General features: G+C 69.6%; 22 protein-coding genes. 6 read left to right on the forward strand and 16 right to left on the reverse strand.

Annotated features, from left to right (window positions below):
* Positions 1-89 precede the first annotated feature (89 nt).
* The gene (locus OC490_RS05340; RefSeq protein ID WP_262056610.1) at positions 90-1,208 is read left to right on the forward strand and encodes a glycerate kinase; all 1,119 of its coding nucleotides are present in this window, start codon (positions 90-92) and stop codon (positions 1,206-1,208) included.
* A 70-nt stretch (positions 1,209-1,278) separates the two neighbouring features.
* Here OC490_RS05340 and pssA read toward each other — a convergent pair whose 3' ends face one another.
* The 9 genes from pssA to OC490_RS05385 all read right to left on the reverse strand — a co-directional run bounded on the left by pssA (position 1,279) and on the right by OC490_RS05385 (position 12,217).
* Entirely contained in the window at positions 1,279-2,097 is an 819-nt protein-coding gene (pssA, locus tag OC490_RS05345; RefSeq protein ID WP_262056789.1) for a CDP-diacylglycerol--serine O-phosphatidyltransferase, read from the reverse strand.
* A 22-nt stretch (positions 2,098-2,119) separates the two neighbouring features.
* Positions 2,120-2,776: a phosphatidylserine decarboxylase gene (locus OC490_RS05350; protein WP_200711547.1), complete on the reverse strand. Its 657-nt coding sequence runs from the start codon at positions 2,774-2,776 to the stop codon at positions 2,120-2,122.
* A gap of 169 nt (positions 2,777-2,945) precedes the next feature.
* Positions 2,946-4,151: an acyl-CoA dehydrogenase family protein gene (locus tag OC490_RS05355; RefSeq protein ID WP_262056611.1), complete on the reverse strand. Its 1,206-nt coding sequence runs from the start codon at positions 4,149-4,151 to the stop codon at positions 2,946-2,948.
* A 2-nt stretch (positions 4,152-4,153) separates the two neighbouring features.
* On the reverse strand, positions 4,154-4,666 hold the full coding sequence (locus OC490_RS05360; RefSeq protein WP_262056612.1) for a MaoC family dehydratase: 513 nt from the start codon (positions 4,664-4,666) through the stop codon (positions 4,154-4,156).
* 5 nt (positions 4,667-4,671) lie between these two features.
* Positions 4,672-5,643, reverse strand: a complete 972-nt coding sequence (locus OC490_RS05365) for an HpcH/HpaI aldolase/citrate lyase family protein (RefSeq protein WP_019071296.1) — start codon at positions 5,641-5,643, stop codon at positions 4,672-4,674.
* A complete protein-coding gene (locus tag OC490_RS05370) occupies positions 5,640-7,679 on the reverse strand; it encodes a protein meaA (RefSeq protein ID WP_262056613.1) in 2,040 nt (679 codons plus the stop codon). Before OC490_RS05370 ends, OC490_RS05365 begins: the two co-directional genes overlap by 4 nt.
* Before the next feature lie 9 nt (positions 7,680-7,688).
* Complete coding sequence (ccrA, locus tag OC490_RS05375; RefSeq protein ID WP_262056790.1) at positions 7,689-9,026, reverse strand: crotonyl-CoA carboxylase/reductase; 1,338 nt, start codon at positions 9,024-9,026, stop codon at positions 7,689-7,691.
* A gap of 427 nt (positions 9,027-9,453) precedes the next feature.
* Positions 9,454-10,263, reverse strand: a complete 810-nt coding sequence (locus OC490_RS05380; RefSeq protein ID WP_200711542.1) for a TetR family transcriptional regulator — start codon at positions 10,261-10,263, stop codon at positions 9,454-9,456.
* A gap of 148 nt (positions 10,264-10,411) precedes the next feature.
* Positions 10,412-12,217 carry a 3-hydroxyacyl-CoA dehydrogenase family protein gene (locus OC490_RS05385; protein WP_262056614.1) on the reverse strand — a complete coding sequence of 602 codons (1,806 nt, stop codon included), beginning with the start codon at positions 12,215-12,217 and terminating at the stop codon, positions 10,412-10,414.
* A gap of 339 nt (positions 12,218-12,556) precedes the next feature.
* Here OC490_RS05385 and OC490_RS05390 point away from each other — a divergent pair, with 339 nt between their 5' ends.
* Positions 12,557-13,132, forward strand: a complete 576-nt coding sequence (locus tag OC490_RS05390) for an adenylosuccinate lyase (RefSeq protein ID WP_262056615.1) — start codon at positions 12,557-12,559, stop codon at positions 13,130-13,132.
* Between the two features lie 63 nt (positions 13,133-13,195).
* Here the strand turns inward: OC490_RS05390 and OC490_RS05395 are convergent, their stop codons facing one another.
* The 4 genes from OC490_RS05395 to OC490_RS05410 all read right to left on the reverse strand — a co-directional run bounded on the left by OC490_RS05395 (position 13,196) and on the right by OC490_RS05410 (position 17,029).
* Positions 13,196-13,729 (reverse strand): GNAT family N-acetyltransferase, encoded by a 534-nt coding sequence (locus tag OC490_RS05395; RefSeq protein WP_262056616.1) that lies wholly within the window; start codon positions 13,727-13,729, stop codon positions 13,196-13,198.
* A gap of 41 nt (positions 13,730-13,770) precedes the next feature.
* A complete protein-coding gene (locus OC490_RS05400) occupies positions 13,771-14,169 on the reverse strand; it encodes a RidA family protein (RefSeq protein ID WP_262056617.1) in 399 nt (132 codons plus the stop codon).
* A gap of 66 nt (positions 14,170-14,235) precedes the next feature.
* The gene (locus OC490_RS05405) at positions 14,236-15,816 is read right to left on the reverse strand and encodes an alpha/beta hydrolase (RefSeq protein WP_262056618.1); all 1,581 of its coding nucleotides are present in this window, start codon (positions 15,814-15,816) and stop codon (positions 14,236-14,238) included.
* A 166-nt stretch (positions 15,817-15,982) separates the two neighbouring features.
* Positions 15,983-17,029 carry an Rv2578c family radical SAM protein gene (locus OC490_RS05410; RefSeq protein WP_262056619.1) on the reverse strand — a complete coding sequence of 349 codons (1,047 nt, stop codon included), beginning with the start codon at positions 17,027-17,029 and terminating at the stop codon, positions 15,983-15,985.
* A gap of 178 nt (positions 17,030-17,207) precedes the next feature.
* On the opposite strand from OC490_RS05410, the gene OC490_RS05415 reads away from it, so the two are divergent.
* The 4 genes from OC490_RS05415 (at position 17,208) to OC490_RS05430 (ending at position 23,751) form a co-directional block, all read left to right on the forward strand.
* A complete protein-coding gene (locus tag OC490_RS05415) occupies positions 17,208-17,651 on the forward strand; it encodes an SRPBCC family protein (protein WP_200711535.1) in 444 nt (147 codons plus the stop codon).
* 166 nt (positions 17,652-17,817) lie between these two features.
* The gene (locus OC490_RS05420) at positions 17,818-20,247 is read left to right on the forward strand and encodes an MFS transporter (RefSeq protein WP_262056620.1); all 2,430 of its coding nucleotides are present in this window, start codon (positions 17,818-17,820) and stop codon (positions 20,245-20,247) included.
* 150 nt (positions 20,248-20,397) lie between these two features.
* Positions 20,398-22,860 (forward strand): SpoIIE family protein phosphatase, encoded by a 2,463-nt coding sequence (locus tag OC490_RS05425; RefSeq protein ID WP_262056621.1) that lies wholly within the window; start codon positions 20,398-20,400, stop codon positions 22,858-22,860.
* 162 nt (positions 22,861-23,022) lie between these two features.
* The gene (locus OC490_RS05430; RefSeq protein WP_262056622.1) at positions 23,023-23,751 is read left to right on the forward strand and encodes a class I SAM-dependent methyltransferase; all 729 of its coding nucleotides are present in this window, start codon (positions 23,023-23,025) and stop codon (positions 23,749-23,751) included.
* Between the two features lie 76 nt (positions 23,752-23,827).
* On the opposite strand, the gene OC490_RS05435 is transcribed toward OC490_RS05430, so the two are convergent.
* Genes OC490_RS05435 through OC490_RS05445 form a run of 3 tightly spaced genes read right to left on the reverse strand, consistent with a single transcriptional unit; the run spans position 23,828 to position 26,267 of the window.
* Positions 23,828-24,745: an SDR family NAD(P)-dependent oxidoreductase gene (locus tag OC490_RS05435; protein ID WP_262056623.1), complete on the reverse strand. Its 918-nt coding sequence runs from the start codon at positions 24,743-24,745 to the stop codon at positions 23,828-23,830.
* A 36-nt stretch (positions 24,746-24,781) separates the two neighbouring features.
* Positions 24,782-26,023 carry a cytochrome P450 gene (locus tag OC490_RS05440; protein WP_262056624.1) on the reverse strand — a complete coding sequence of 414 codons (1,242 nt, stop codon included), beginning with the start codon at positions 26,021-26,023 and terminating at the stop codon, positions 24,782-24,784.
* Positions 26,024-26,072: 49 nt separating this feature from the next.
* Positions 26,073-26,267, reverse strand: coding sequence for a ferredoxin (locus tag OC490_RS05445; protein WP_262056625.1), 195 nt, complete (start codon positions 26,265-26,267; stop codon positions 26,073-26,075).
* Position 26,268: the final 1 nt, after the last annotated feature.

Raw genomic sequence — 26,268 nt, forward strand, 5'->3', positions numbered from 1 at the left:
AGCGGCGCGACTGGCCCTGAAGTGTGTGAGGGCCCGTAGAGCAAGGGGAACGCAAGGTGGCGGACGCTGCACAGAGGGGCACCCACAGGGTGCTCATCGCCGCGGACAAGTTCAAGGGGTCGCTGACGGCCGTGCAGGTCGCCGAGCGGGTGACGGCCGGGCTGCGCCGGGTCGTCCCCGATCTGGAGGTCGCGGCGATGCCGGTCGCCGACGGCGGCGACGGCACGGTGGACGCGGCCGTCGCGGCCGGGTTCGAGCGACGGGAGATACGGGTCGCCGGACCCCTCGGGGACGAGATCACCGCGGCCTTCGCGGTCCGCGGCGACACGGCCGTGGTGGAGATGGCCGAGGCGAGCGGGCTGCAACGCCTGCCCAAGGGCGTCTTCGCCCCCCTCACCTCCTCGACGTACGGCTCCGGCGAACTGCTGCGGGCCGCGCTCGACGCGGGCGCGCGGACCATCGTGTTCGGCGTCGGCGGCAGCGCCACGACCGACGGCGGCGCGGGCATGCTCTCCGCGCTCGGCGCACGCTTCCTGGACGCCGACGGCGAACCGGTGCCCCCGGGCGGTGGCGGCCTGAGCGACCTGGCCTCGGCCGACTTCTCCGGCCTCGACCCGCGCCTCGCCTCCGTCGCCCTCGTCCTCGCCAGCGACGTCGACAACCCGCTCACCGGCCCCAAGGGCGCCGCCGCGGTCTACGGCCCCCAGAAGGGCGCCGCACCGGACGACGTGGACGCCCTCGACGCGGCCCTCGGCCACTACGCGAAGATCCTGGAGGAGTCGATCGGCACCAGGGCCGCCGAGTACGCCGTCGCGCCCGGCGCAGGTGCCGCCGGCGGCATCGGCTACGGCGCCCTCCTCCTCGGCGCCCGCTTCCGCCCCGGCATCGAGGTCATGCTCGACGTCCTCGGCTTCGCCTCCGCCCTGGAGGGCGCCACCCTCGTCATCACCGGCGAGGGCTCCCTCGACGAACAGACCCTGCACGGCAAGGCCCCGGCAGGCGTAGCCGCGGCGGCCCGCGCGGAGGGCAAGGAGGTCGTCGCCGTCTGCGGCCGGCTCGCCCTGCCCCCGCAGGCCCTCGGCCACGCGGGCATCCGCCGCGCCTACCCGCTGACGGCCGTAGAACCGGACGTGGTGAAGTGCATCGCCGACGCGGGCCCGATCCTGGAGCGGGTGGCGGAGAACATCGCGCGGGACTTCCTGGTCTGAGCGCCCGAGGAACGCCGAAGGGCCCCGAGCCAAGTGGCTCGGGGCCCTTCGTTTTCGTCTGCTACGACCGCTACGGCTGCGCTGCTCGCGCCTCACGCCGGTTGCCGCGGAAGTTGTTCACCCGCCGGGCCGTCGCGAACAGCGGGATCACCGCGCCCATGACCAACTGGAGCGCGCAGCCCGTCTGCAGGAGCAGTTGACCGCCCGGGGCATCGAACGCCCAGGATGCCAACAGGCCCATCGACAGGACGATCCAGGCAAGCATCGCGACCGCGAGGCGACCGCGCGGCTTCGGGTACTCGACCCGGCTCACCATCAGCCAGGCGGTGCCCAGGATCGCCATGAGCGTGGCCACGAAGGGCAGCTCAAGGAGCACGATCGAGACCACCGTCAGCGCGCCGAACGGGGAGGGCATGCCCTGGAACATGCCGTTCGGCGGGGTCACGCACGAGAAGCGGGCGAGTCTCAGCACCACCGCCAGCAGCACCACGATCGCACCGACCGCGGCCACTCTCTGGTGCGCGTCGTCCGCGACCATGCCGTAGACGAGGACGAAGTACGCCGGCGCGAGGCCGAAGCTGATCAGGTCCGACAGGTTGTCCAGCTCCGCGCCCATGGGGGAGGAGCGCAGCTTGCGGGCGACGAGGCCGTCGAAGAGGTCGAAGACCGCCGCGCACAGCATCAGGATGACCGCGGTGGCCGCGCTGTGGCGGGCCATGCCGGTCGACTCGTCGTTGCCCGTCAGGTGCGGGATCAGGATGCCGGTGGTGGTGAAGTACACCGCCATGAAGCCGCAGGTGGCGTTGCCGAGGGTGAGGGTGTCCGCTATTGAGAGGCGGAGAGAAAGAGGCATCTCCTCCTCGTCGTCCACCTCGTCCGCCTCGGGCACCCAGCCCGCCTGTGTCTCCGGATCAATCACGGTCAATGCGAGTCACCCCAGCCACCGTCTTCTGACCGACCTCAACGTCCACCTCGACACCCTCGGGGAGGTAGATGTCGACACGCGAACCGAAGCGGATCAGTCCGATGCGCTCGCCCTGCTCGACCTTCGTGCCCTGCGGGACGTAGGGGACGATGCGGCGGGCGACGGCGCCGGCGATCTGGATCATCTCGATGTCACCGAGCTCGGTGTCGAAGTGCCAGACGACCCGCTCGTTGTTCTCGCTCTCCTTGTTGAACGCGGGAACGAAACCGCCCGGGATGTGCTCGACCGATGTCACCGTGCCGGAGAGCGGCGCGCGGTTGACGTGGACGTTCAGCGGGCTCATGAAGATGGCGACGCGGGTGCGACCGTCCTTCCACGGCATGATGCTCTGCACCACACCGTCGGCGGGCGAGATGACCCGGCCCCGGGTGATCTCGCGCTCGGGGTCGCGGAAGAACCACAGCATGCCCGCCGCGAGCGCGGTGGCGGGAACGGCCACGGCCTTGGCGGCGCCGGACTTGCGCGCACGTACCAGGCTGAGGGCTGCGGTGGCGACGGTCGGCAGGAGCCACGGCGATGCTCCGCGCGCGAGGCGTACGCCTGCCAGGCTGTCGCGTGGTGCAGAGGTTTGGCTGTGGGGCATGGATGACCTTCGTAGCGGATGATGCCGCACTGTAACGGGGGACGGCGGCTTTCCCGGGATCGTACCGGTCGTGGGCCACAACTGGCTAAGCCAGCAAGTCGAGTCGGCGGCCGAAGAGCGTTGACGGGGTGTGATCTTCTTCTCGAAGAAAACACCCCGAAACGGACAATCAGCCCTGGAATCGATACTCTTCGAGCAACCTGCGCCCGATGATCATTTTCTGGATTTCGGCGGTACCTTCGCCGATCAACAGCATCGGCGCCTCGCGGTAAAGGCGTTCGATCTCGTACTCCTTGGAGAATCCGTACCCGCCGTGGATCCGGAAGGCGTCCTCCACGACCTCCTTGCAGTACTCGGAGGCGAGGTACTTCGCCATCCCTGCCTCAAGGTCGTTTCGTTCGCCGGAGTCCTTTTTGCGTGCCGCATTTACCATCATCGCATGGGCGGCCTCGACCTTGGTCGCCATCTCCGCCAGCTTGAACTGGATCGCCTGGTGCTGGGCGATCGGCTTCCCGAATGTGTGACGCTGCTGCGCGTACGAGACGCCCAGCTCGAAGGCACGCTGAGCGACGCCGCAGCCACGCGCCGCCACATTCACGCGGCCCACCTCGACTCCGTCCATCATTTGGTAAAAACCTCGGCCGGTCTCCCCGCCGAGCACGCGGTCGGCCGGAATGCGCAGACCATCCATGATCAACTCGGTGGTGTCGACGCCCTTGTAGCCCATCTTGTCGATCTTCCCGGGAATGGTGAGACCGGGCCGGACCTCCCCGAAACCGGGCTCCTTCTCCACCAGGAACGTCGTCATCGACTTGTGCGGCGCGGTGCCCTCCGGGTGCCCTTCGTCACTGCGCACCAGGACGGCCACGAGCGAGGACGTACCGCCGTTCGTCAGCCACATCTTCTGACCGGTCAGGACGTACTCGTCACCGTCCTTGACCGCCTTGGACGTGATCGCGGAGACGTCGGATCCCAGGGCCGGCTCGGACATCGAGAAAGCGCCCCGGATCTCACCCAGCGCCATCTTCGGCAGGAAGTGGTCCTTCTGCTCCTGCGTGCCGTGCTGCTTGAGCATGTACGCCACGATGAAGTGGGTGTTGACGATCCCGGAGACCGACATCCAGCCGCGCGCGATCTCCTCCACGCACAGGGCGTATGTCAGCAACGACTCGCCCAGGCCGCCGTACTCCTCCGGGATCATCAGGCCGAACAGGCCCAACTCCTTGAGCCCGTCCACGATTTGCTGCGGATACTCGTCGCGGTGCTCCAGCTCGGTGGCGACCGGGAGGATCTCCTTGTCCACGAAGTCGCGGACGGTGGACAGGATTTCCCGCTGGACGTCCGTGAGACCGGCGGTCTGGGCGAGTCGCGCCATGGCTACTTCTCCTGCTCCTTGAGCCGGGGGCGGCCGGGCTGCTCGCCGCCGCGCTCCTTGATGTACGTCTCGGTCGGCACCATCACCTTGCGGCGGAACACACAGACCAGCGTGCCGTCCTGCTTGTAGCCCTTGGTCTCCACGTAGACGATCCCGCGGTCGTTCTTCGACCTGGAGGGCGTCTTGTCGAGGACCGTCGTCTCGCCGTAGATCGTGTCCCCGTGGAAGGTCGGCGCCACGTGCTTCAGCGACTCGATCTCCAGGTTGGCGATCGCCTTGCCCGACACGTCCGGCACCGACATGCCCAGCAGCAGCGAGTAGATGTAGTTGCCGACCACCACGTTCTTGCCGAAGTCCGTTGTGTTCTCGGCGTAGTTGGCGTCCATGTGGAGCGGGTGGTGGTTCATGGTCAGGAGACAGAAGAGGTGGTCGTCGTACTCCGTGACCGTCTTCCCGGGCCAGTGCTTGTAGACCGCGCCGACCTCGAACTCCTCGTAGGTGCGTCCGAACTGCATGGTGCTCAGGCCTCCGGGGCTTCGAACGTGGACGTGCGCTGCATACCGGCGGCCCGGCCCTTGCCCGAGATGACCAGCGCCATCTTGCGGCTGGCCTCGTCGATCATCTCGTCGCCGAGCATCGCCGAGCCCTTCTTGCCGCCGGCCTCGGACGTGTAGTAGTCGTACGCGTCCAGGATCAACTCGGCGTGGTCGAAGTCCTCCTGGGACGGCGAGAAGATCTCGTTGGACGCCTCGACCTGGCCCGGGTGCAGCACCCACTTGCCGTCGAAGCCGAGCGCGGCGGCCCGCTGGGCGACCGCGCGGTAGCCGTCGATGTTGCGGATCTGGAGGTAAGGGCCGTCGATCGCCTGGAGGTTGTTGGCGCGGGCGGCCATCAGGATCTTCATCAGGATGTAGTGGTAGGCGTCCGCCGGGTAGCCGGGCGGCTGCTCGCCCACGACCAACGACTTCATGTTGATCGACGCCATGAAGTCGGCCGGTCCGAAGATGATCGTCTCGACACGTTGACTGGCTTGAGCGATCGCATTGACGTTGTTGAGTCCCTGCGCGTTCTCGATCTGCGCCTCGATACCGATCTTGCCGACCTCGAAGCCCATCGTCTTCTCGATCTGTGTCAACAGCAGATCCAGGGCCACGACCTGCTGGGCGTCCTGCACCTTCGGCAGCATGATGCAGTCGAGGTTCTGGCCCGCGCCCTCGACCACGGTCACGACATCGCGGTACGTCCACTCGGTCGTCCAGTCGTTGACGCGCACGACCCTCGTCTTGCCCGTCCAGTCGCCCTCGTTGAGGAACTTGACGATGGTGTGCCGCGCGTCGGGCTTGGCCAGCGGCGCGCACGCGTCCTCCAGGTCCAGGAAGACCTGGTCGGCCGGGAGACCCTGCGCCTTCTCCAGGAAGCGCGGGTTGCTGCCCGGGACCGCGAGACAGGAGCGCCGCGGGCGGAGCCGGTTGACGGGGGCGGGCGTGGTCATGCGGGGACCTCCAAGGGGTCGAGCAGGGGGTCGAGCTTGTTCGCTTTCCGGATCTCGTCGACGATGCGGCCGATGATTCCGGTGATGTCGAAGTCCTTCGGGGTGAAGACCGCGGCCACTCCGGCTTCCCGGAGCTTTTCGGCGTCCCCATTGGGGATGATCCCACCGGCGATGACAGGTATGTCTGTGGCACCGGCCACACGGAGCCGATCGAGCACGTCCGGCACCAGCTGCGCGTGCGAGCCGGACAGGATGGACAGGCCGACCGCGTGCACGTCCTCGGCGAGGGCCGCGTCCACGATCTGCTCCGGGGTCAGCCGGATGCCCTGGTACACCACCTCGAAGCCGGCGTCACGCGCGCGTACGGCGATCTGCTCGGCGCCGTTGGAGTGTCCGTCCAGGCCCGGCTTGCCGACCAGGAAGCGCAGCTTGCCGACGCCCATCTCGCGTGCCGTCACATCCACCTTGCGGCGCACCCCGGCCATCGCCGAGCCCTCCTCGACGGGCACCGCGACCGGCGCCGACGAGACGCCCGTGGGCGCCCGGAACTCGCCGAAGACCTCCCGCAGGGCCCCGGCCCACTCGCCGGTCGTGACACCGGCGCGGGCGCACTCCAGGGTGGCCTCCATGAGGTTGTCGGTGCCCTTGGCGGCCTCCTTCAGCCGCTCCAGCGCCTTGCACGGGCGCGGGTGGTTGAACGGCGGCTGATAGCGCGTGTCCCGCCAGCGCTGCAACGACTCGATGACCCGCGCCTCGACGGCCGGATCGACCGTCTGGATCGCCGTGTCGAGGTCGGCGGTGAGTGGATTCGGCTCGGTCGTGTTGAAGATGTTGACGCCGACGATCTTCTCTTGACCGGACTCAATACGGCCCCTGCGCTCCGCGTGCGAGGACACGAGCTGCGACTTGAGATAGCCCGACTCGACGGCGGCCATCGCGCCGCCCATCTCCTCGATGCGGTCGATCTCCGCGAGGGACTCCTCGACCAGGGAGGCCACCTTCGCCTCGATGACGTGCGAGCCGTCGAAGATGTCCGCGTACTCCAGCAGGTCGCTCTCGTGCGCCAGCACCTGCTGGATGCGCAGCGACCACTGCTGGTCCCAGGGCCGGGGGAGCCCCAACGCCTCGTTCCACGCCGGGAGTTGCACGGCACGCGCGCGTGCGTCCTTCGACAGCGTCACGGCCAGCATCTCCAGCACGATCCGCTGGACGTTGTTCTCCGGCTGCGCCTCGGTCAGGCCGAGCGAGTTGACCTGGACGCCGTAGCGGAACCGGCGCTGCTTCGGGTTCTCGATGCCGTAGCGCTCGCGGGTGATCTCGTCCCAGATGCGGCCGAAGGCGCGCATCTTGCACATCTCCTCGATGAAGCGGACGCCCGCGTTCACGAAGAAGGAGATACGGGCGACGACATCGCCCCTGCGGTCCTCGGGGATCTGCCCGGACGCGAACACCGCGTCCAGGACGGCGATCGCGGTGGACATCGCGTAGGCGATCTCCTGGACCGGTGTGGCCCCGGCCTCCTGGAGGTGGTAGCTGCAGATGTTGATCGGGTTCCACTTGGGGATGTGGTTGACCGTGTAGCAGATCATGTCGGTCGTCAGCCGGAGCGAGGGCACCGGCGGGAACACGTGCGTGCCCCGCGACAGGTACTCCTTGACGATGTCGTTCTGGGTCGTGCCCTGGAGCTGGGTGATGTCCACACCCTGCTCCTCGGCGACGACCTGATAGAGCGCCAGCAGCCACATGGCGGTGGCGTTGATCGTCATCGAGGTGTTCATCTGGTCCAGGGGGATGTCCTGGAACAGACGGCGCATGTCACCGACGTGGGCCACCGGCACACCGACCCGGCCGACCTCGCCGCGGGCGAGGATGTGGTCGGAGTCGTAGCCGGTCTGCGTCGGCAGGTCGAACGCGACCGACAGACCGGTCTGGCCCTTGGCGAGGTTGCGCCGGTACAACTCGTTGGACGCCTCTGCCGTGGAGTGACCGGCGTACGTGCGCATGAGCCACGGCCGGTCCTTCTGACGCTCAGTCATCTCAGGACCTCAGATGTTCCGGAAGCGGTTGATCGCGTCGATGTGCTGGGCGCGCTTCTCCTCGTCGCGCACGCCGAGGCCTTCCTCGGGGGCGAGGCACAGGACGCCGACCTTGCCCTGGTGGAGGTTGCGGTGGACGTCGTAGGCGGCCTGTCCGGTCTCCTCCAGGGAGTACACCTTGGAGAGCGTCGGGTGGATCTTGCCCTTCGCGACCAGCCGGTTGGCCTCCCAGGCCTCGCGGTAGTTGGCGAAGTGCGAGCCGATGATCCGCTTCAGGGACATCCACAGGTAGCGGTTGTCGTACTCGTGGTTGAACCCGGAGGTCGAGGCGCAGGTGACGATCGTGCCGCCCTTGCGCGTGACGTAAACGCTTGCGCCGAAGGTCTCGCGGCCCGGGTGCTCGAAGACGATGTCCACGTCCTCGCCGCCCGTGAGTTCGCGGATCCGCTTGCCGAACCGCTTCCACTCGCGCGGGTCCTGGTTGTGCTCGTCCTTCCAGAACCGGTAGTCCTCGGCGTTGCGGTCGATGATCGCCTCGGCGCCCATCGCCCGGCAGATGTCCGCCTTCTGGGGCGAGGACACCACACAGATCGGGTTGGCGCCGCCCGCGAGCGCGAACTGCGTGGCGTACGAGCCGAGTCCGCCGCTCGCGCCCCAGATCAGGACGTTGTCGCCCTGCTTCATGCCGGCGCCGTTGCGGGAGACCAGCTGCCGGTAGGCGGTGGAGTTCACGAGGCCCGGGGCGGCGGCCTCCTCCCACGACAGGTGGTCCGGCTTGGGCATCAGCTGGTTGGACTTGACGAGCGCGATCTCGGCGAGCCCGCCGAAGTTGGTCTCGAAGCCCCAGATCCGCTGCTCGGGGTCGAGCATCGTGTCGTTGTGCCCGTCGCTCGACTCCAGCTCGACGGACAGGCAGTGCGCGACGACCTCGTCCCCGGGCTTCCAGGCGTTGACGCCGGGGCCGGTGCGCAGGACGACGCCCGCGAGGTCGGAACCGATGACGTGGTACGGCAGGTCGTGCCGCTTGGTCAGCTCGCTGAGCTTGCCGTAGCGCTCCAGGAAGCCGAACGTCGACAGCGGCTCGAAGATCGAGGTCCACACGGAGTTGTAGTTGACCGAGGAGGCCATCACGGCCACCAGGGCCTCGCCCGGGCCGAGTTCCGGCACCGGGACGTCGTCCAGGTGGATCGACTTGCGGGGGTCCTTGTCGCGGGTGGTGAGGCCCGCGAACATGTCCGTCTCGTCCTTGTGCACGGTGATCGCGCGGTACGACTCGGGGAGCGGCAGGGCGGCGAAATCGGCCGGAGTCGAGTCCGGCGACTGGATCGCGGCGAGGATGTCCTTCACGGTCACGGTGTTGCCTCCGGCGAAGTGCGCCCTGAGGGAGGGGCGCCGATGGTTACGTCGGTGCTGCTGCTGCTGAGGGTGGGTGGAGAGGTGCCGTCGGTTCGGCGGGTGGTGCTTCGGCAGCGCTTTGTGGCGCGGGAGGGTGCCTGTGACGCAGGCGTCCGGGCGCGCAGCCCAGTGGTGGGTTGCGGGGACAGCCGACGTACGAGAGGTCTCTGTACGCCGGCCGCCCGGACACCTTCAACGTATGACACTGCGTGTCACCCCGCAAGGCACCGAGTGCCATGAATCGCTCTCGGGTGAAATCTTTACGTAACAAATGAGCGATGATCGATCGAACGGGGTCTGAAAGGTGCGTGAAAAGGGGCTCTGACATGCCAAAACGGCCACCCCGTGGGGTGGCCGTCATCACACAGCGCGGGTCGGGTCAGCGGTCCCTCAGTGCCTCTTCGATGGTCCGCATGACCTCGTCCAGCGGGGCGTCGGTGCGGGCGACCGTCACCAGGACCTCGCCCTGCTGGTGCACCATCGCCGTGGCCGGCTTGGGGGTCGTGGTGCGGCCGGCGCCGATGCCGCTGCCGAACGTCTTCCGTACGATCCCGAAGGCGTGGTCGAGCTGTGCCTCCACGTCGCCCTGGCCGCCGGCCCGCAGCCAGCGCCGCAGCACGTGGTTGTGGGCGGTGACCACGGCCGAGGCGGCGACCTCGGCGAGCAGCGGGTCGTCGTTGGCGTCGTCGTCGTGCGCGTGCTCGTCGAAGTGGCCCAGCAGATAACGCGTGAACAGCCGCTCGTAGCGGGCCACCGACGCGATCTCGGCCTCGCGCAGGGTGGGCACCTCGCGCGTCAGCTTGTAGCGCGCGACCGAGATCTCCGGCTGCGCCGCGTACATGCGCATGACTTCCTTGATGCCCCGGCACACCGTGTCGAGCGGGTGCTCGTGCGCCGGGGCGGCATTGAGTACCGCCTCGGCCCGGATCAATGTGTCGTCGTGATCCGGGAAGATCGCCTCTTCCTTGGAGCGGAAGTGGCGGAAGAACGTCCGGCGCGCGACCCCGGCCGCAGCGGCGATCTCGTCGACGGTGGTCGCCTCGTACCCCTTCGTCGCGAACAGCTCCATCGCCGCCGCCGCCAGTTCGCGCCGCATCTTGAGGCGCTGGGCGGCGGCACGACTCCCCGCGGCACTCTCCGGTGCGTCGGGCGCGGCTGCGGTACGTGAGGGCTTGGCGGGCTGGGGCATGACCCGAACGTACTGCATGTGCGCAGCTTGCCGCGCACGTCGGGGGTTTCCCCCGCCCGCCATGGGCAGGGGTCCTCCGGTGGGGTCGAGCAGCCCGCCCCAGTCCCCGTCGCCGTCCTCGTCGCTCCCGAACCGGTCGCCGGGATGCTCAGCGGCGGGCATATTCGCGGAAGCCGCGGCCCGTCTTGCGGCCGAGGCAGCCCGCGGCCACCAGGTGCTCCAGGAGCGGCGCCGGAGCGAGGCCCGGGTCACGGAACTCGCGGTGCAGGACCTTCTCGATCGCCAGGGAGACGTCGAGCCCGACGACGTCCAGCAGCTCGAAGGGGCCCATCGGGTAGCCGCCGCCCAGCTTCATCGCCGCGTCGATGTCGTCAAGGGATGCATAGTGCTCCTGCACCATCTTGATCGCGTTGTTGAGGTACGGGAAAAGCAGTGCGTTGACGATGAATCCAGCCCGGTCACCACAGTCGACCGCATGCTTCTTGATCTTGATGCAGACCTCGTGCACCGTTGATTGGACGTCAACATCCGTCAACACTGTACGGACGACCTCGACCAACTTCATCGCCGGTGCAGGGTTGAAGAAGTGCATGCCGATCACGTCCTGCGGACGCGACGTGGCGCGGGCGCACGCGACGACCGGCAGCGACGAGGTCGTGGTGGCCAGGACGGCGCCCGGCTTGCAGGCCTTGTCCAGCGTCGCGAACAACTGCTGCTTGATCTCCAGGTCCTCGGCGACCGCCTCGACGGCGAGATCGACGTCTGCGAAGGAGTCGTAGGAACCCGCCGGAGTGATCCGCTCCATGGTCTGCGCGGCGGCCTCGGCGGTCATCCGCCCCCGGTCGACGGAGCGCGAAAGCGACTTGCCGATACGGGACTTGGCGACCTGCGCCTTCTCCTCGCTGCGGGCTGCGAGCACGACCTCGTACCCGGCCTTGGCGAAGACCTCGGCGATCCCGGACGCCATGGTCCCGGAACCGGCGACCCCGACCGAGCGGACCGTACGGCCCGGCGTGAGCCGTGCGCCCTCGGTCGGCGTCAGCGCGTCCCGCACGACGGTCGCGCTGCCGGGAGCCTCGTAGGAGTAGAAACCGCGGCCCGTCTTGCGGCCGGTCAGGCCGGCCTCGCTGAACTGCTTGAGGATCGGCGCGGGGGCGTGCAGGCGGTCGTGGGACTCGGCGTACATGGCCTCCAGGACCGTGCGCGCGGTGTCGATGCCGATCAGGTCGAGCAGCGCGAGCGGGCCCATGGGCAGTCCGCAGCCGAGCCGCATCGCGGCGTCGATGTCCTCGCGGGAGGCGTACTTCGCCTCGTACATCGCGGCGGCCTGGTTGAGATAGCCGAACAGCAGCCCGTCCGCGACGAAGCCGGGCCGGTCGCCGACCGCGACGGGCTCCTTGCCCAGCTCGATCGCCAGCTCGGTGACGGCGGCGACGGCGGTGGGCGCGGTCAGCACCGAGGAGACCACCTCGACCAGCTTCATCGCGGGCGCCGGGTTGAAGAAGTGCAGCCCGAGCACCCGCTCCGGCCGCGCCGAGTCGGCGGCGAGCCGGGTGACGGACAGGGCGTTCGTGCCGGTCGCGAGAATCGTCTCGGGGCGCACGATCCCGTCCAGCTCGCGGAAGATCTGGTGCTTGATCTCGTACGACTCCGGGGCCACCTCGATGACCAGGTCGGCGTCGGCCGCCGCGCTCAGATCGGTGGATGTGCGGACCCGGGCCAGGGCGTCGGTGCGCTCCTGTTCCGTCAGCCGGCCGCGCCGCACGGCGTGGGCGGTGGCGGTCTCCAGGGCGGCGACGGCATGGGCGGTCGCGGCCTCGCTGACGTCGATGCCGACGACCTCGCGGCCGGCCCGGGCGAGGACCTCGGTGATACCGGTGCCCATGGTGCCGAGACCGACGACGGCAATGGTCTTGAACGGGGACAGGGGAGCGTCGGACAGGGGAGCTGCCATCGCGGGACTCCTGGAATGAGGGTGACGACTGGGAGCGCGCGCCGTACGCCGAGGGGCGCACGGGGTGCGAGAAGGAGTGCGGGTGGTGCCGGGCAACGAGCGCACACGCCCGGCGAGTTGAGAGTTCCGACCGGCCCTGTCCCAAGCCGTGTCGTACTGCGGCACACGAAGTACCGAACCGACTGCACTCACGGCGGCTGCGTCACCAGGCCACCGTAAGGAGATACGCGAGTGGGTAACTCGCTCACCTGAGCTTAACCGGTGGGTAACGAGCGCGCCAGCCCCCGGAGTTTGTGATGTAGGTCCCGTCTGTCCCGCGACCCCCATAGGCTCGGTTTCATGGACGAAGAGTTGCGATCACTCACGGAGCGCTTACGGCAGGAGTCGGGAGGGGTGGCACCGTACGAGCGACTCGCCTCGACCGGCGACCTCGACGAACTGGCGGAAGTGCTCACCGCCCCCGGCCACCCGCTGTGGGCAAGGGAGTTGGCCGCGTTCCGGCTCGGCCTCGCGGGCGACCGGCGGGCCTTCGAGTCCCTCGTCCTGTTCCTCAACCACCGCGACCCGCCGCGCTGCGCCTCCGCCGCCTACGCCCTGGCCCGCCTCGACGACCCCCGCACCGCCCGCGCGGCAGCGGCCCTCGCCACCAATGAACTCCGCGTCGCCTACGCCCTGCACCCCGTCCGTCTGCTGGCCGACCTGCGCGCCCCCGAGTCCGTCCCCGCCCTCATCACCACCCTGGAGCGACGCCTGCGCCCCCACGACCCGTACCGCCGTGTGGCCCTCGCCTGCGTACAGGGCCTCGGCGAACTGGGCGACCCCCGCGCCAGACCGGTACTGAACGACGCCCTCGCCCATCCGGCACTGGCGGAGGCGGCGGTGCAGGCGCTGGGGCGGATTCCCCGGCAGCGCTGAGCCGCTCACCGGTCGCGGCCTCCACGCCGGCGCCGACCCTTTCCCCACCCCGTGAATGCCACCTCACCGCGTCAGCTGCCTGACGTACCGGATCTCCGGCACCAGCACCCCCTCCACCTCGTACGGCTCCTCCGCCCCGTCGGCCCGGAAGCCCGCCCGCTCGTAGAAGCGGCGGGCGCGGGCGTTGCCCCGGACGACCCAGAGGAACACGCGGTCGTGACCGAGGGCCGCGCACCGCCGTAGCACCTCCCGCAGCAGGGCCCGGCCTGCGCCGGTGCCCAGGTGTCGCGGGTCGAGGTAGACGGCGTACAACTCGGCGTCCCCGGTGCGGACTTCGCCGTCCCGGTAGGGGCCGAACGCGGCCCAGCCGATGATCTCCTCGCCCCGCGAGGCGACCAGGTTCACCACGCTGCCGTCCCCCTGCGCGAAGCGGGCCCGGCGGCGCTCGGCGTCGTCCTTCGGGCTGAGGGCGCCGAGGAAGGACTGCGGCATGAGGCCCCGGTACGCGAACTGCCAGCCGAGGACGCGGATTTCGGAGACGCGGTCGCAGTCGGCGAGGACCATGGGGCGGATCTGAAGGGGGTCGGCATCGTCCATGGCGGGCACCCTAGGGAATCGGCTGCCGGGCCGGCCCCTGATTATTCGCCGATCACCGCGAAGGCCTCGATCTCCATCAGGAACTCCGGTCGCACCAGCGCGGCGACCTGTACGGCCGATGCGGCGGGGAGCCGGTCGTCGGGTATGTGGGCGGCGCGGGCCGCGCGGACGGCCGGCATATGGGCCATGTCCGTCACGAAGAAGGTCAGTTTGACCACGTCGTCGAAGGTGGCGCCCGCGGCGGCGAGACAGCGGCGGAGGTTCTCGAAGACCTGGTGGGCCTGCGCGGCCGGATCGCCCTCGCCGACGAGCTTGCCGTCCTCGTCCAGGGCGAGCTGGCCGGAGATCGCGACGAAGCGGCCGGTACCCATGACGACGTGCGTGTAGGCCGTCGCGGGGGCGACGCCGTCGGGGGCGGGAATCCTCGTCAGCTCACTCATGCGTCCATGGTGGACCATGGGTCTGACAACGAGGATTCCCGCCCCCGAGGGACCGTCGGGCGCGGTTCAGCCGCGGAAGCCCAGCAGGCCGTGCAGCGTCGAACCGTGTGCCGTGCTCGTCGCCGACTTCGCCGTGGTCAGCGGTTTCGGGTCGGGCGTCTTCTGGCACACCGCGTCGACCTCGCCACCGCTGCGCGGCACCGTGCCGTTGGTCAGATAGGTCGCCAGGTACTTGTCCAGGCAGGCGTTCCCGCTCAGCGTGATGCCGTGGTTCCCGCCGCCCTGCTCGACCACGAAACTGGAGTCGGCCAGCAGCTGGTGGACCGTCGCGCCGCCCTCGTACGGGGTCGCCGCGTCGTTCGTCGCCTGGAAGAGCAGCACCGGCGGCAGCTTGCCGTTGGCGATGTTGATCGGGTGCTCGGACTTCGTCGGCCAGAACGCGCACGGCGCGTTGTACCAGGCGTTGTTCCAGGTCATGAACGGCGCCTTGTCGTAGGCCGCCCAGTTGTCCTTGCGCCACTGGTTCCAGTCGCGCGGCCAGGACGCGTCACGGCACTGCACCGAGGTGTAGACGCTGTACCCGTTGTCCCCGGAGGCGTCGATCGCGGCGAAGTTGTCGTACGCCTCGACCAGCGGATCGGCGTTCTTGTCGTTCACGTACGCCGCGAACGCCTCGGCGAGGTAGGGCCAGTAGCCGTTGTAGTAGCCGCCGGGCATGAAGGTGTCCTCCAGATCGGAGGCGCCCACCTTCCCGCCGGCCGGCTTCTTGGCCAGTGCCTTCCGCATCGCGTACCACTTGGCCTCGATCTTGGCCGGGTCGGTGCCGAGCTTGTACGTGGAGTCGTACTTCGCGATCCACGCCATCAGCGCCTGCTGGCGGTCGTTGAAGGCGTAGTCCTGCCCGAGGTTGTCGTCGTACCAGACGCCCGTCGGGTCGACGATGGAGTCCAGGACCAGGCGGCGCACGCGCTCCGGGTAGAGCTTGGCGTAGACGGCGCCCAGGTACGTGCCGTACGAGTAACCGAAGTAGTTGATCTTCTTGGCGCCGAGTGCGGCCCGGATCGAGTCCATGTCCCGCACGGCGCTGATCGTGTTGATGTACGGCAGCACGCTCGCGTACTTCTTGCCGCAGGCCGCCGCGAAGGACTTCGCGCGCGTGAGGTTGGCCTTCTCCAGCGCGGGGGTGCTCGGCACCGAGTCGGGGCGGACCGGGTTGAAGTAGCCGGGCTTGCAGTCGAGGGCCGGTGTGCTCTTGCCGACGCCGCGCGGGTCGAAGCCGACGACGTCGTACTGGGAGGCCACCGCCTTGGGCAGCGAGGAGGCCACGAAGCCCGCGAGGGTCAGTCCGCTGCCGCCGGGGCCGCCGGGGTTGACCAACAGGGGGCCCTGGTACGTCTTCGCGGTGTGCGGGACCCGGGACAGAGCGAGCGAGATCTGCTTGCCGTGCGGGTTCGCGTGGTCGAGGGGCACCTTGACGCTCGCGCACTGGAGCGTCGGATAGTCGGTGGTGGCACAGCTCTTCCAGCTGAGCTTCGCCGACTGAACGGTGGTCGTGGGATGCGTGGTGCTGGCGTCGGCGGGGAGAGCGGTGACCGTCCCGGCCACGACGACGGCGGCACCGCACAGTACGGCTGCGCGTTTTCTCATCAAGTCCTCCCAGGACGGAGAGGCGGCGGACCGCGGTTCTCGCGGTCTGTCCTCGCCGGATAGTCCCGAAAAGCCGGGGTGGAAGAACCTGTTCGGCCGATACTTGACCCAATTGGGCCGCCGGATGCGCTCGAACGCCCTCAGATCGGCTCAGTGAGAGGCGCCTTCAGATCAGCGAGAGCTGCGTCGGCTCGCTCACCGGCTCGTCGACCGGGTCCGCCGGCTCGGGAATCCGGCGCGGCATGCCCGCGCGCGCGGGACCGATGCCGTACTCCTGCGCCAGGTCGTGGACCTGACGGGTGATCCGGCGCTGGTACCACTTCGGGGCGTACGAGCCCTCCGCGTACAGCCGCTCGTAACGGCGCACCAGATGCGGGTGGTGCTGCCCGAGCCAGGCCATGAACCACTCGCGGGCACCGGGCCGCAGATGCAGTACCAGGGGAGTCACCGAAGTCGCCCCGGAGGCCGCTATCGCCCTTACGGTGGCGCGCAGTTGGGCCGGATGGTCGCTCAGGAAGGGGATCACCGGAGCCATCAGGACGCCGACGTCGATGCCGTGCTCGGTGAGTGTCCGTACGGCGTCCAGGCGCCGTTCCGGGGAGGGTGTGCCGGGCTCCACCGTGCGCCACAGCGCGGGGTCCGTGAAGCCGACCGAGACGGAGATGCCGACGTCGGTGACCTCGGAGGCCTGTACCAGGAGATCCAGGTCGCGCAGGATCAGCGTGCCCTTCGTCAGGATCGAGAAGGGGTTCGCGTGGTCGCGCAGGGCGCCGAGGATGCCCGGCATCAGCCGGTAGCGGCCCTCCGCGCGCTGGTAGCAGTCGACGTTCGTGCCCATCGCGATGTGCTCGCCCAGCCAGCGCCGCGAGCCGAGCTGGCGGCGCAGCAGGTCCGGCGCGTTCACCTTGACCACGATCTGCGAGTCGAAGCCGAGGCCGGTGTCGAGGTCCAGATAGCTGTGCGACTTGCGGGCGAAGCAGTACACGCAAGCGTGCGAGCAGCCCCGGTACGGGTTGACCGTCCACTCGAAGGGCATGCGGGAGGCCCCCGGCACCCGGTTGATGATCGAGCGGGCCCGCACCTCGTGGAAGGTGATTCCGCGGAACTCGGGCGTGTCGAAGGTACGGGTGGTCACTGCGTCCGCGCCGAACAGCGCTACGTCGGCCGTCCGGCTGTGACTGTCGGACTCCGTTGTCAGGTTCTCCCAGCGCATGGCGCCTCCTCGGTAGGCCTGCCCCCAGAGTGAAACACTTGTTCGAATTACTGTGCAAGTGAACTTCCTCATCACTCCTGATCGCTTCCGACGCCCTGGGGTACCCCGATTTGGGTGACCGAGTGCGGGGGTGGTTGGCTTGCCCCGACCCCGAGAACGCAAGTCCTGGAGGAACGAAATGGCGCAGGTCGAGGCCACCACCGAGCGGGTCGTCGCAGCCGACGCGGAGAAGGTGTTCGACGCCCTCGCCGACTACACCGGCACGCGCGCGAACCTGCTGCCCGAGCAGTTCAGCGAGTACGAGGTGCGCGAGGGCGGCGACGGCGAGGGCACCCTCGTCCACTGGAAGCTCCAGGCCACCAGCAAGCGCGTCCGCGACTGCCTCCTGGAGGTCAGCGAGCCGACCGACGGCGAACTGGTCGAGAAGGACCGCAACTCCACCATGGTCACCACCTGGCGGGTCACCCCGGCCGGCGAGGGCAAGTCCCGCGTCGTCGTGACCAGCACCTGGAACGGCGCCACCGGCATCGGCGGCTTCTTCGAGCGCACCTTCGCCCCCAAGGGCCTCGGCCGCATCTACGACCTGGTCCTCGACAAGCTCGCCACCGAGGTCGAGAAGTAGACCCCAAGGGCCAAGCCTCCAGGGCGCGTTGACGCCCTGAGGGCTTCCCTCACCGGATCGAGTGGATCTCCGTTCGAGCCGGACGTATGCCGTAACTCGTCACGCTTGCTCGCAGTTGTCGCCTAAAGCGGGAATTGTGCGGCAGGCGCGACGAGGGGAGCGGTACGTGGGCGGGACGACTCTGGTGCAGGACGAACGGCCCTCGACGCCCCCGGAGACACCGGTCCCCGCACCCGTCGAGAAGGCCGAACTCAGCCCGCGCCGCGTGCGGTTGGTGTTCCTCGGCCTGATGCTCGCGCTGCTCCTCGCGGCTCTCGACCAGATGATCGTCGCCACCGCGCTGCCGAAGATCGTCGGCGAACTGCACGGCCTGGAGAAGATGTCCTGGGCGATCACCGCCTACCTCCTCACCTCCACGGTCGGACTGCCGGTCTACGGCAAGCTCGGCGACCTCCTCGGCCGCAAGAGCGTGTTCCAGTTCGCGATCGCCGTCTTCGTGATCGGCTCCGCGCTCGCGGGCCGCGCCCGGTCCATGGACCAACTCATCGTGTTCCGCGCGGTGCAGGGCATCGGCGCCGGCGGACTCATGATCGGCGTGCAGGCGATCATCGCGGACATCGTGCCGCCCCGGCAGCGCGGCCGTTTCATGGGCCTGATCGGCGCCACCTTCGGACTCGCCTCCGTCGCGGGCCCGTTGCTCGGCGGCTACTTCACGGACCACCTCTCCTGGCGGTGGTGCTTCTACGTCAACGTGCCCTTCGGCGTGGTGACTCTGGCCGTCGTCACCGTCGTACTGAAACTCCCGAAGCCCACCGTCAGAGCCCGCCTCGACATCCTCGGCGCACTGCTGCTCGCCGCCGCGTCGACGTGCCTTGTCCTGCTGACCAGTTGGGGCGGGACCGAGTACGCCTGGGGCTCGCGCGTCATCCTCGGGCTCGGCGCGGGAGCCGTGGCCGCCGCCGTCCTCTTCCTCGTCGCCGAGCACTTCGCGCCCGAACCCCTCATCCCGCTACGGCTGTTCAGGGACGCCGTCTTCAACGTCACCGCCCTGGTGGGCCTGGTGATCGGGGTCGCGCTGTTCGGCGCCGCCAGCTATCTGCCGACCTTCCTGCAGATGGTCGACGGGGCGAGCGCCACCGAGTCGGGACTGCTGATGCTGCCCATGATGGGCGGCATCGTCGGCGCGTCCATCGTCTCCGGCCAACTCATCAGCCACACCGGCCGGTACAAGATCTACCCGGTCCTCGGCAGCGCCCTCTCCGTCCTCGGCATGTGGCTGCTGTCCCGGCTCGAAGTCGACACGTCCCGGCTGCAGTACAGCGTGTGGATGGCCGTACTCGGCGCCGGCATCGGCCTGGTGATGCCCGTGCTCGTCCTCGCCGTGCAGAACTCCGTACGGCCCGCCGACCTCGGCACCGCCACCAGCGCCAACAACTACTTCCGGCAGATCGGCGGCAGCGTCGGCGCCGCCGTCTTCGGCACCCTGTTCGCCGACCGGCTCACCGACGCGCTGCGCGACCGCATCCCCGCAGGTGCGGGCACCGGCCTCCCCGACCCCGAGTCCATCACCCCGCAGCTCGTCCACGCGCTGCCCCCGGCGCTGCGCGACAGCTACATCCGGGCCTACGCCGACGCGATGCCCCGGATCTTCCTCTACCTGGTGCCGGTGCTCGCCCTCGGCCTGCTCATCGCCTTCTTCCTCAAGGAGAAACCACTGGTGTCCCACAACGCCCCCGCCGAGACGGCGGAGACCGCCCCCTTCAACTCCCCGATCCCGCAGGCCCTCCCCCAGCCTTCGGCCGGGGGGACCCCCATCTCGCTACGCTCGTCGTACACCCCCGGAATTCCGGTCTGCGGCACGGTGCAGCACCCGGACGGGACCGTCGTCCCCCGGGCCGCGCTCACTCTCATCGACGTCGCCGGGCAGCAGATCGGGCGTGGTGCCAGCGGCGGGGACGGGCGGTACGCGCTGTCGACGCCCGGCTCCGGGTCGTACGTCCTGATCGCGGCGGCCGGCGGGCACCAGCCGCAGGCGGTGTCGGTGACCGTGGGGGAGCGGCCCGTCGAACTCGACGTCGTCCTCGGTGGCGCCGGACGCCTGGCCGGGAGTGTGCTGACCGCGGACGGCACCCCGGTGCGGGAGGCCGCCGTGACGCTCACGAATGTGCACGGCGAGGTGGTGGCCAGTACCCGCAGCGGGCGCGAAGGCACCTATGTGATCAGCGAGTTGGTGGCCGGCGAGTACACCCTCGCGGCCAGCGCGCCCGCCTTCCGCCCGGCCGCGCTCCCCGTCAGCGTGCAGGCGTCCCGCGAGACCCGCCAGGACGTCGAACTCGCCGGCGGCGCCGTGCTGCGCGGCACGGTCAGGGCGAGCGGCGGGCGGCCCGTCGAGGACGCGCGCGTGACGCTTCTCGACGCGGCGGGCAACGTTGTCGACACCCTCACCACCGGACCCGACGGCACCTTCCGGTTCATCGACCTGTCCTCCGGCGAGTACACGGTGATCGCCGCCGGGTATCCGCCCGTGGCCACCGTGCTCCAAGTGGCGGGCGGGGGACGCACCGAGCGCGATCTGCAACTCGGCCACGAGGACTGATCCCCCGCCCCAGGGGGCGCGGCGGCGCACGCCGGTGCGGATTGGGTGGAACCAATTCCAGGAATGCCGCACATCGCCACCGGCCGCACCCGTAGCGTGGTGGATGGCGGCACAGATCTTGCGGAGCCGTGGGGAGAGAGGGCCTGGGCCATGGACCGTGGCACCGAGCGGGAGGCGCCTCCCGGCCGCGGAGCCGGGGACGACGTGGTGAGCGAACACACCGCGGCGGGCCGTATCCCGCTGGCTGTGATCCTCATCGACCGCGACGGACTCGTCTCGCACTGGAGCCGCGGCGCCCGACGGCTGTTCGGCACCACCAAGGAAGAGGCGATCGGCCAGACGGCGGTCGACCTCCTCCCCGTCTCCGGCGCCCTGCCCGACGACGAAGAGGCCAGTCCCTACGACGCGTTCGACGCCTACGACGGACTCGGCCCCGACCTGGAGTCCTCCCTCGACGGCCAACTGTCCTACCCGGCCGCAGGCCGCGCGCGCCTCACTGTGCCCGAGCGGGACCGCGTGGACGTCCTGTGGTGGGCGTACCCGCTGGTCGGCCCCGGCCGGGAGCGGCTGCTCGTGCTCGCCGCCGACGCGGGCGGCCTGCGCCAGGACCTCCCCGAGGCGGACGGCGCCTTCGAGCGCATAGCCCCCGGCTTCGCCCACCACACCGACTTCCCCGGCGCCGACGAACTCGCCCGCAGGCTCCCCGAGATCCTGCCCAGCATGAGCGTCGACGAGAGCGCCCGTATCGTCGCGCAGGTTCTCGAACTGGGCTATCCCGTGCTGGAGTTCAGCCAGAACGAGCGGGTCCCCGTGACCCCGGACTGGGGCGTCGCCCGCCGCGCCGAGCGCAAGGCACGCCGCGAGCGGGCCGCCGTAGCGGTCGCCGAAGGCCTGCCCGTGCCCCAGGAGGTCGCGGACGAGGGCGAGGACCTCGAATACGTCGCCGTACGCGAGCGCCTGGAGTTCCTCAACGAGGTCAGCGGCCGTATCGGCACCTCGCTCGACCTCGCCCAGACCATCATCGAGGTCAGCAAGGCCGTCGTACCCAAGTTCACGGATGTCGCGGGGACGTATCTTCGCGAACAGGTCGTCGCAGGCGAGGGGTTCCCGGACGGCGTGCCGGACACCACCACCATGTGGCACCGGGTCGCCCTGGAGCACACCGACGAACCCGGCCGCTGGGACGACGTCGTGCCGGTCGGCGAGGCCATGCCGTTCCCGGCGCACACCCCGTTCTTCCAGTGCATGACCACCGGCGATCCCGTCCTCGTGCCGCGCATCAGCGAGCAGATGGGGCACATGATCGCCTCGCAGTTCGAGAAGCGCGACATCCGGCCGCTGATCACCGGCCGCTCCATGCTGGTCGTCCCGCTCAAGGCACGCAATGTCGTCCTCGGCTTCATGATCCTGCTGCGCCACCCCGAGCGCGTCGAGTTCAACGACATGGACCGCGTCACCGGCGCCGAACTCGCCGCCCGCGCGGGCCTGGTGCTCGACAACGCGCGCATGTACACCTACCAGGAGTCCGTCGCCGAGACCCTCCAGGACAGCATGCTGCCGCACATCCCGGCACGCATGGCGGGCTGCGACATCGCCACCCGCTATCTGCCCGGCACGCTGCTGGGACGCGTCGGCGGCGACTGGTTCGACTCGGTGAAACTGCCCGGGGCCCGCACCGCCCTCGTCGTCGGCGACGTCATGGGCCACGGGCTCAACTCGGCCGCGATGATGGGCCAGTTGCGCACCGCCGTGCAGACCATGGCCGCCATGGACCTCCCGCCCGCCCAACTCCTGCGCAACCTCGACGACTTGGCACAGCGCCTCGGCGACACCTATCTCGCGACCTGCCTCTACGTCGTCTACGACCCGATCGCGGGCGAACTCCACATCGGCAACGCGGGCCACATCCCGCCGGTGATCGTGCGGGCCCGGGACGGCCGCAGCGAACTGCTCGACCTGCCCACGGGCGCGCCCATCGGCGTCGGAGGGGTGCCCTTCGAGGCGGTGCGTGTGCGCGTGGAGCCCGGCGACCGGCTCGTGATGTGCACCGACGGTCTGGTCGAGGTGCGCGGCGAGGACATCGGCGTAGGACTCGCGACCCTGAGCGAGTCGGCCGCGCATCCGGCCGCGTCCATGGACGACGCCTGCGACACGATCATCAGGTCCCTCAACACGCGCGGTGGCCGCAAGGACGACGTGGCGCTCCTGATGGCCCGCCTCAACGGCATCGAGCCGGACGACGTCGCCGAATGGCGGCTCGTCCTCGACCCGGTCGAGGCGGGCCGGGCCCGCGCGGTGGTCCGCGAACAGCTCCACGAGTGGGGCCTCGCCAAACTCGCCGACACCGCCGCCCTGTTGGCCGACGAACTGGTCACCAACGCCGTACGGCACTCCCACGGCCGCCGGATCGCACTGCGCCTGGTGCGCGGCGACACCCTGCTGTGCGAGGTGGACGACGACGACCCCACCCTGCCGACCCTGCTCGGCGCGGGCCCCGACGCCGAGTACGGACGCGGACTGCACGTGGTCGGCGTACTCGCCCGCGAATGGGGCGCCAGCCGTACCACCGCCGGCAAGACCGTCTGGTTCGAACTCACCCTGCCTCGCCGTTGACGCGCAGGTGGCCGTGGGGGCGCACGGGGCGCACATCGGCGTACACGTGTCGAATGAGCGGTGAAGGAATGCGCCGTGTGCTTGTGAGCGGGACCCGGGCGCGATAGACCGTACTGGCCCGTCACTTACGGCGGAACGGCCTTGCATCCTGGGGAGTTGGGCATGAGTGTGACCAGTCGGTACCGGGACGCCTGGGAAGGTTTCTGGCGCGAGGCGCCCGAGGAACAGGGGGCCGTCTTCTGGGACGCGTCGCCGACGCAGACGGTGGGACTCCATCTAGCCCTGTTCGAACCGAAGTTGCGTGACCCGGGCCTGCAGATGATCGACCTCGGCTGCGGCAACGGCACGCAGACCCGGTTCCTCGCCGACCGGTTCAACCATGTCGTCGGCGCCGACCTGTCAGCCGCGGCCATCGAGCACGCCCGGCGCGCCGACCCGGCGGGGCAGGCTACCTACCGGCTGCTGGACGCGACCGACAAGACCGAGGTCGAGACGCTGCACACCGAACTCGGCGATGCCAACGTCTACATGCGGGGTGTGCTGCACCAGGTGGACCCCGACGACCGGCAGCCGCTGGTGGAGGGGATCGCCACGCTCGTCGGGGAGCGCGGCCATGTCTTCCTCGTCGAACTCGCCGAGGCCGCCCGCCCGATCATCGGCGGTCTGGCCCAGGACCCGGAGGGGCCGCCCGCGAAGCTCGCCCCGATCCTCCGGCACGGCATCGCCCCCGGCGAGGTGGCCGACGGCGAGGTGCCCGAACTCCTCCGCGCGGTCGGCCTCACCATCCTCGCGAGCGGTGAACTCCCCCTGATCACCACCGAGTTCAGGGCCGACGGCGCCCGCATCGAGCTGCCGTCGAAGTGGTACATCGCGGGCCGCGCGACGACGTGAGGCGGCAAGGGGAGGCGGGGCGGCTCACCGCCTCCCCCTGCCTGGATCAACCGAACATGGCCTGCCCCGACCCGTCCTAGCCGAACTGGTGCTTGAGGAACGACCCGGACCACGCCATCAGGTCCGCGGGCACGTAGTACCCCTTCTCGTCGTTGATCGCGTCCCAGTTCTTCGCGACGTCCTCGACGGAGGCGTCGCCGCCCTCGTGCGCGTACCCCTCCGTCGAGGCCAGGAAGACCCGCGCGAAGCGGCCCGCACCGGCCGTGTAGATCTCGCCGCTCACCGGGACGCTCTCGTGCGCGAGATAGGCCACCATCGGCGCCACCGCCGACGACGGCATGTACGGCATGCCCTCCGCGGTCACGGCGGGCTCCTCGTCGGGGCCGCCGCCCATCCGGGTCATCGCGGCCGGCGCGATCAGGTTGACCTTGATGTTGTGCGGCTCGCCCGCCAGCTTCGCGCTGCGCGCCATGCCGACCGTGCCCGCCTTCGCGGCGGCGTAGGACAGGTTGTTGTCCATGCCGAACATGCCGCTGGAGGTGGTGAGCACGACCCGGCCGTAGCCCTGCTCGACGAAGTGCGGCCAGGCGGCCCGCATCGTGTTGAAGGAACCGAGCAGGTGGACGGCCAAGTGCCGTTCCAGGTTGTCGAGTTCGATCTCCGGCAGGCCCGCGTAGCGGATGATCCCGGCGTTGTTGACGAGCACGTCGATCCGGCCGAAGTTCTCGATCGCGGCGCCGATGATGGCCTCGCCGCCCGCGGTCGTGGACACGTCGTGGGTGTCGGCCACCGCCTCGCCGCCCGCCGCGATGATCCCGTCGACGACCTTCTGCGCGGGTCCGGCGTCGGAGCCCTCGCCCTCCATCGACCCGCCCAGGTCGTTGACGACGACCTTCGCCCCGCGCTCCGCCAGCAGACGGGCATAGGCGCGGCCGAGGCCACGGCCCGCGCCGGTGACGACGGCGACGCGTCCTTCGAAGCCGAACTCGCTCATGGGTGACTCCAGTTGTGTGCGGGAAAGCGTGGGTCGCTACCAGGTGACCGGCAGCTCGTGAATGCCGTAGGCGAGCGCGTCGTCCCTGCGGAACCTGAGCTCGTCGAAGCCGACGGCGAGGCGCAGGGTCGGGACGCGGCGGTACAACGTGCCGTAGACGACCTGCAGTTCGATGCGGGCGAGCTGCTGGCCGAGGCACTGGTGGATACCCCAGGCGAAGGCGTGGTGGTGGCGGGCCTCGCGGGTGATGTCGAACTTCTCCGGCTCGGGGAAGGCCGCCGGGTCCCAGTTGCCCGCGGGCAGCGCGACGACGATGCCCTCGCCGGCCTTGATGGTGACGCCCTCGAACTCGATGTCCTCGGCGGCGATCCGCCGCTGGCCGAGGGCCGGGATCGTCAGATAGCGCAGGATCTCCTCGACCGCGTTCGCGACGGCCTTGGGGTCGTCCGTCTCGCGCAGCAGGGCGAGTTGCTCGGGGTTCTGCAGGAGCAGGGCGGTGCCCAGGGTGATCATGCTGGCGCTGGTCTCGTGACCGGCGATCAGCAGGATCATGCACAGCATGACGGCCTCGGGCAGGGTGACCTCGCCCGCCTTGATCCGCCCGGCGAAGTCCGAGATGACGTCGTCGCTCGGCTCCTCCATCCGCTTCTGCAGCAGCCCGGCCAGATAGCCGCCGAGCGCTTCCATGGCCGTCCGGTCCTGCTCGGCGGTCTTGTCGCTGCGGGTCGCCAGCGAGGCGTGCTCCTGGAAGAACTCGTGGTCCTCGTACGGCACTCCGAGCAGCGCGCAGATCATCAGCGAGGGCAGCGGCAGTGCGAGCGCCTCCACCAGGTCGACCGGTTTCGGGCCCGCGAGCATCGTGTCGATCAGCTCGTCGGTGAACCGCTGGATCTCCGGCCGCAGCTTCTCCATCCGGTTGCGCGTGAAGGGAGCCGTCATCATGCGCCGGATGCGCGTGTGGTCGGCGCCGTCGGCGTTGAAGATGGTCAGCGGGTGGTGGGGGGAGTTCTCCGCCATGGCCTGGTTCGGGTGCGGGAACCCGGGCTGCTTGTCGTTCGAGCTGACCCGCGGGTCGGACAGGATCACGCGCTGCGCGGCGTGCCCGGTCACCAGCCACGGGGTGCTGCCGTCCCAGAGCCGGCCCCGGGACACCGGCGCCGTCTCGTTCAGGGCGCGCAGCCCGGCCGGCGGGGCGAACGGGCAGGTACGGTCCCGCGCGCCCGGGTAGTCGAAAAGTTCCGCGTCGGGGGCGACGAGTTCCGTCTCGGCCTCGGACATGGTCATTCCTCCAGGTGAGGGTGGGGGGAGGGGACTGCGGGGGTGAGGGTCATCCCTCGATACGGATCGCCAGCGCGGGGCACACGGCCGCCGCGTTCCGTACGTCGTCGGCCAGTTCGGCCGGCGGGTTCTCGTCCAGCAGGACGACGATGCCGTCCTCGTCCCGTTGGTCGAACACGTCCATCGCGGCGGCGACGCACTGCCCGGCGGCGACGCACTTGTCCTCGTCGACGACAACCTTCATG

This window comes from Streptomyces sp. STR69 (assembly GCF_024519455.1).
Classification (GTDB): Bacteria; Actinomycetota; Actinomycetes; order Streptomycetales; family Streptomycetaceae; genus Streptomyces.

Bases quoted from the DNA above. Each gene is read 5' to 3' on its own strand.
- OC490_RS05415 (WP_200711535.1), top strand. From the start codon at position 17,208: ATGGCGCAGGTCGAGGCCACCACCGAGCGGGTCGTCGCAGCCGACGCG.
- OC490_RS05440 (WP_262056624.1), bottom strand. From the start codon at position 26,023: ATGTCCGAGGCCGAGACGGAACTCGTCGCCCCCGACGCGGAACTTTTC.
- OC490_RS05350 (WP_200711547.1), bottom strand. From the start codon at position 2,776: ATGCCCCACAGCCAAACCTCTGCACCACGCGACAGCCTGGCAGGCGTA.
- OC490_RS05405 (WP_262056618.1), bottom strand. From the start codon at position 15,816: ATGAGAAAACGCGCAGCCGTACTGTGCGGTGCCGCCGTCGTCGTGGCC.
- OC490_RS05390 (WP_262056615.1), top strand. From the start codon at position 12,557: ATGGACGAAGAGTTGCGATCACTCACGGAGCGCTTACGGCAGGAGTCG.
- OC490_RS05355 (WP_262056611.1), bottom strand. From the start codon at position 4,151: ATGGCGCGACTCGCCCAGACCGCCGGTCTCACGGACGTCCAGCGGGAA.
- OC490_RS05430 (WP_262056622.1), top strand. From the start codon at position 23,023: ATGAGTGTGACCAGTCGGTACCGGGACGCCTGGGAAGGTTTCTGGCGC.
- OC490_RS05370 (WP_262056613.1), bottom strand. From the start codon at position 7,679: ATGACTGAGCGTCAGAAGGACCGGCCGTGGCTCATGCGCACGTACGCC.
- OC490_RS05445 (WP_262056625.1), bottom strand. From the start codon at position 26,267: ATGAAGGTTGTCGTCGACGAGGACAAGTGCGTCGCCGCCGGGCAGTGC.
- OC490_RS05385 (WP_262056614.1), bottom strand. From the start codon at position 12,217: ATGGCAGCTCCCCTGTCCGACGCTCCCCTGTCCCCGTTCAAGACCATT.
- OC490_RS05425 (WP_262056621.1), top strand. From the start codon at position 20,398: ATGGACCGTGGCACCGAGCGGGAGGCGCCTCCCGGCCGCGGAGCCGGG.
- OC490_RS05400 (WP_262056617.1), bottom strand. From the start codon at position 14,169: ATGAGTGAGCTGACGAGGATTCCCGCCCCCGACGGCGTCGCCCCCGCG.
- OC490_RS05395 (WP_262056616.1), bottom strand. From the start codon at position 13,729: ATGGACGATGCCGACCCCCTTCAGATCCGCCCCATGGTCCTCGCCGAC.
- OC490_RS05365 (WP_019071296.1), bottom strand. From the start codon at position 5,643: ATGACCACGCCCGCCCCCGTCAACCGGCTCCGCCCGCGGCGCTCCTGT.
- OC490_RS05380 (WP_200711542.1), bottom strand. From the start codon at position 10,263: ATGCCCCAGCCCGCCAAGCCCTCACGTACCGCAGCCGCGCCCGACGCA.
- OC490_RS05435 (WP_262056623.1), bottom strand. From the start codon at position 24,745: ATGAGCGAGTTCGGCTTCGAAGGACGCGTCGCCGTCGTCACCGGCGCG.
- OC490_RS05410 (WP_262056619.1), bottom strand. From the start codon at position 17,029: ATGCGCTGGGAGAACCTGACAACGGAGTCCGACAGTCACAGCCGGACG.
- OC490_RS05360 (WP_262056612.1), bottom strand. From the start codon at position 4,666: ATGCAGTTCGGACGCACCTACGAGGAGTTCGAGGTCGGCGCGGTCTAC.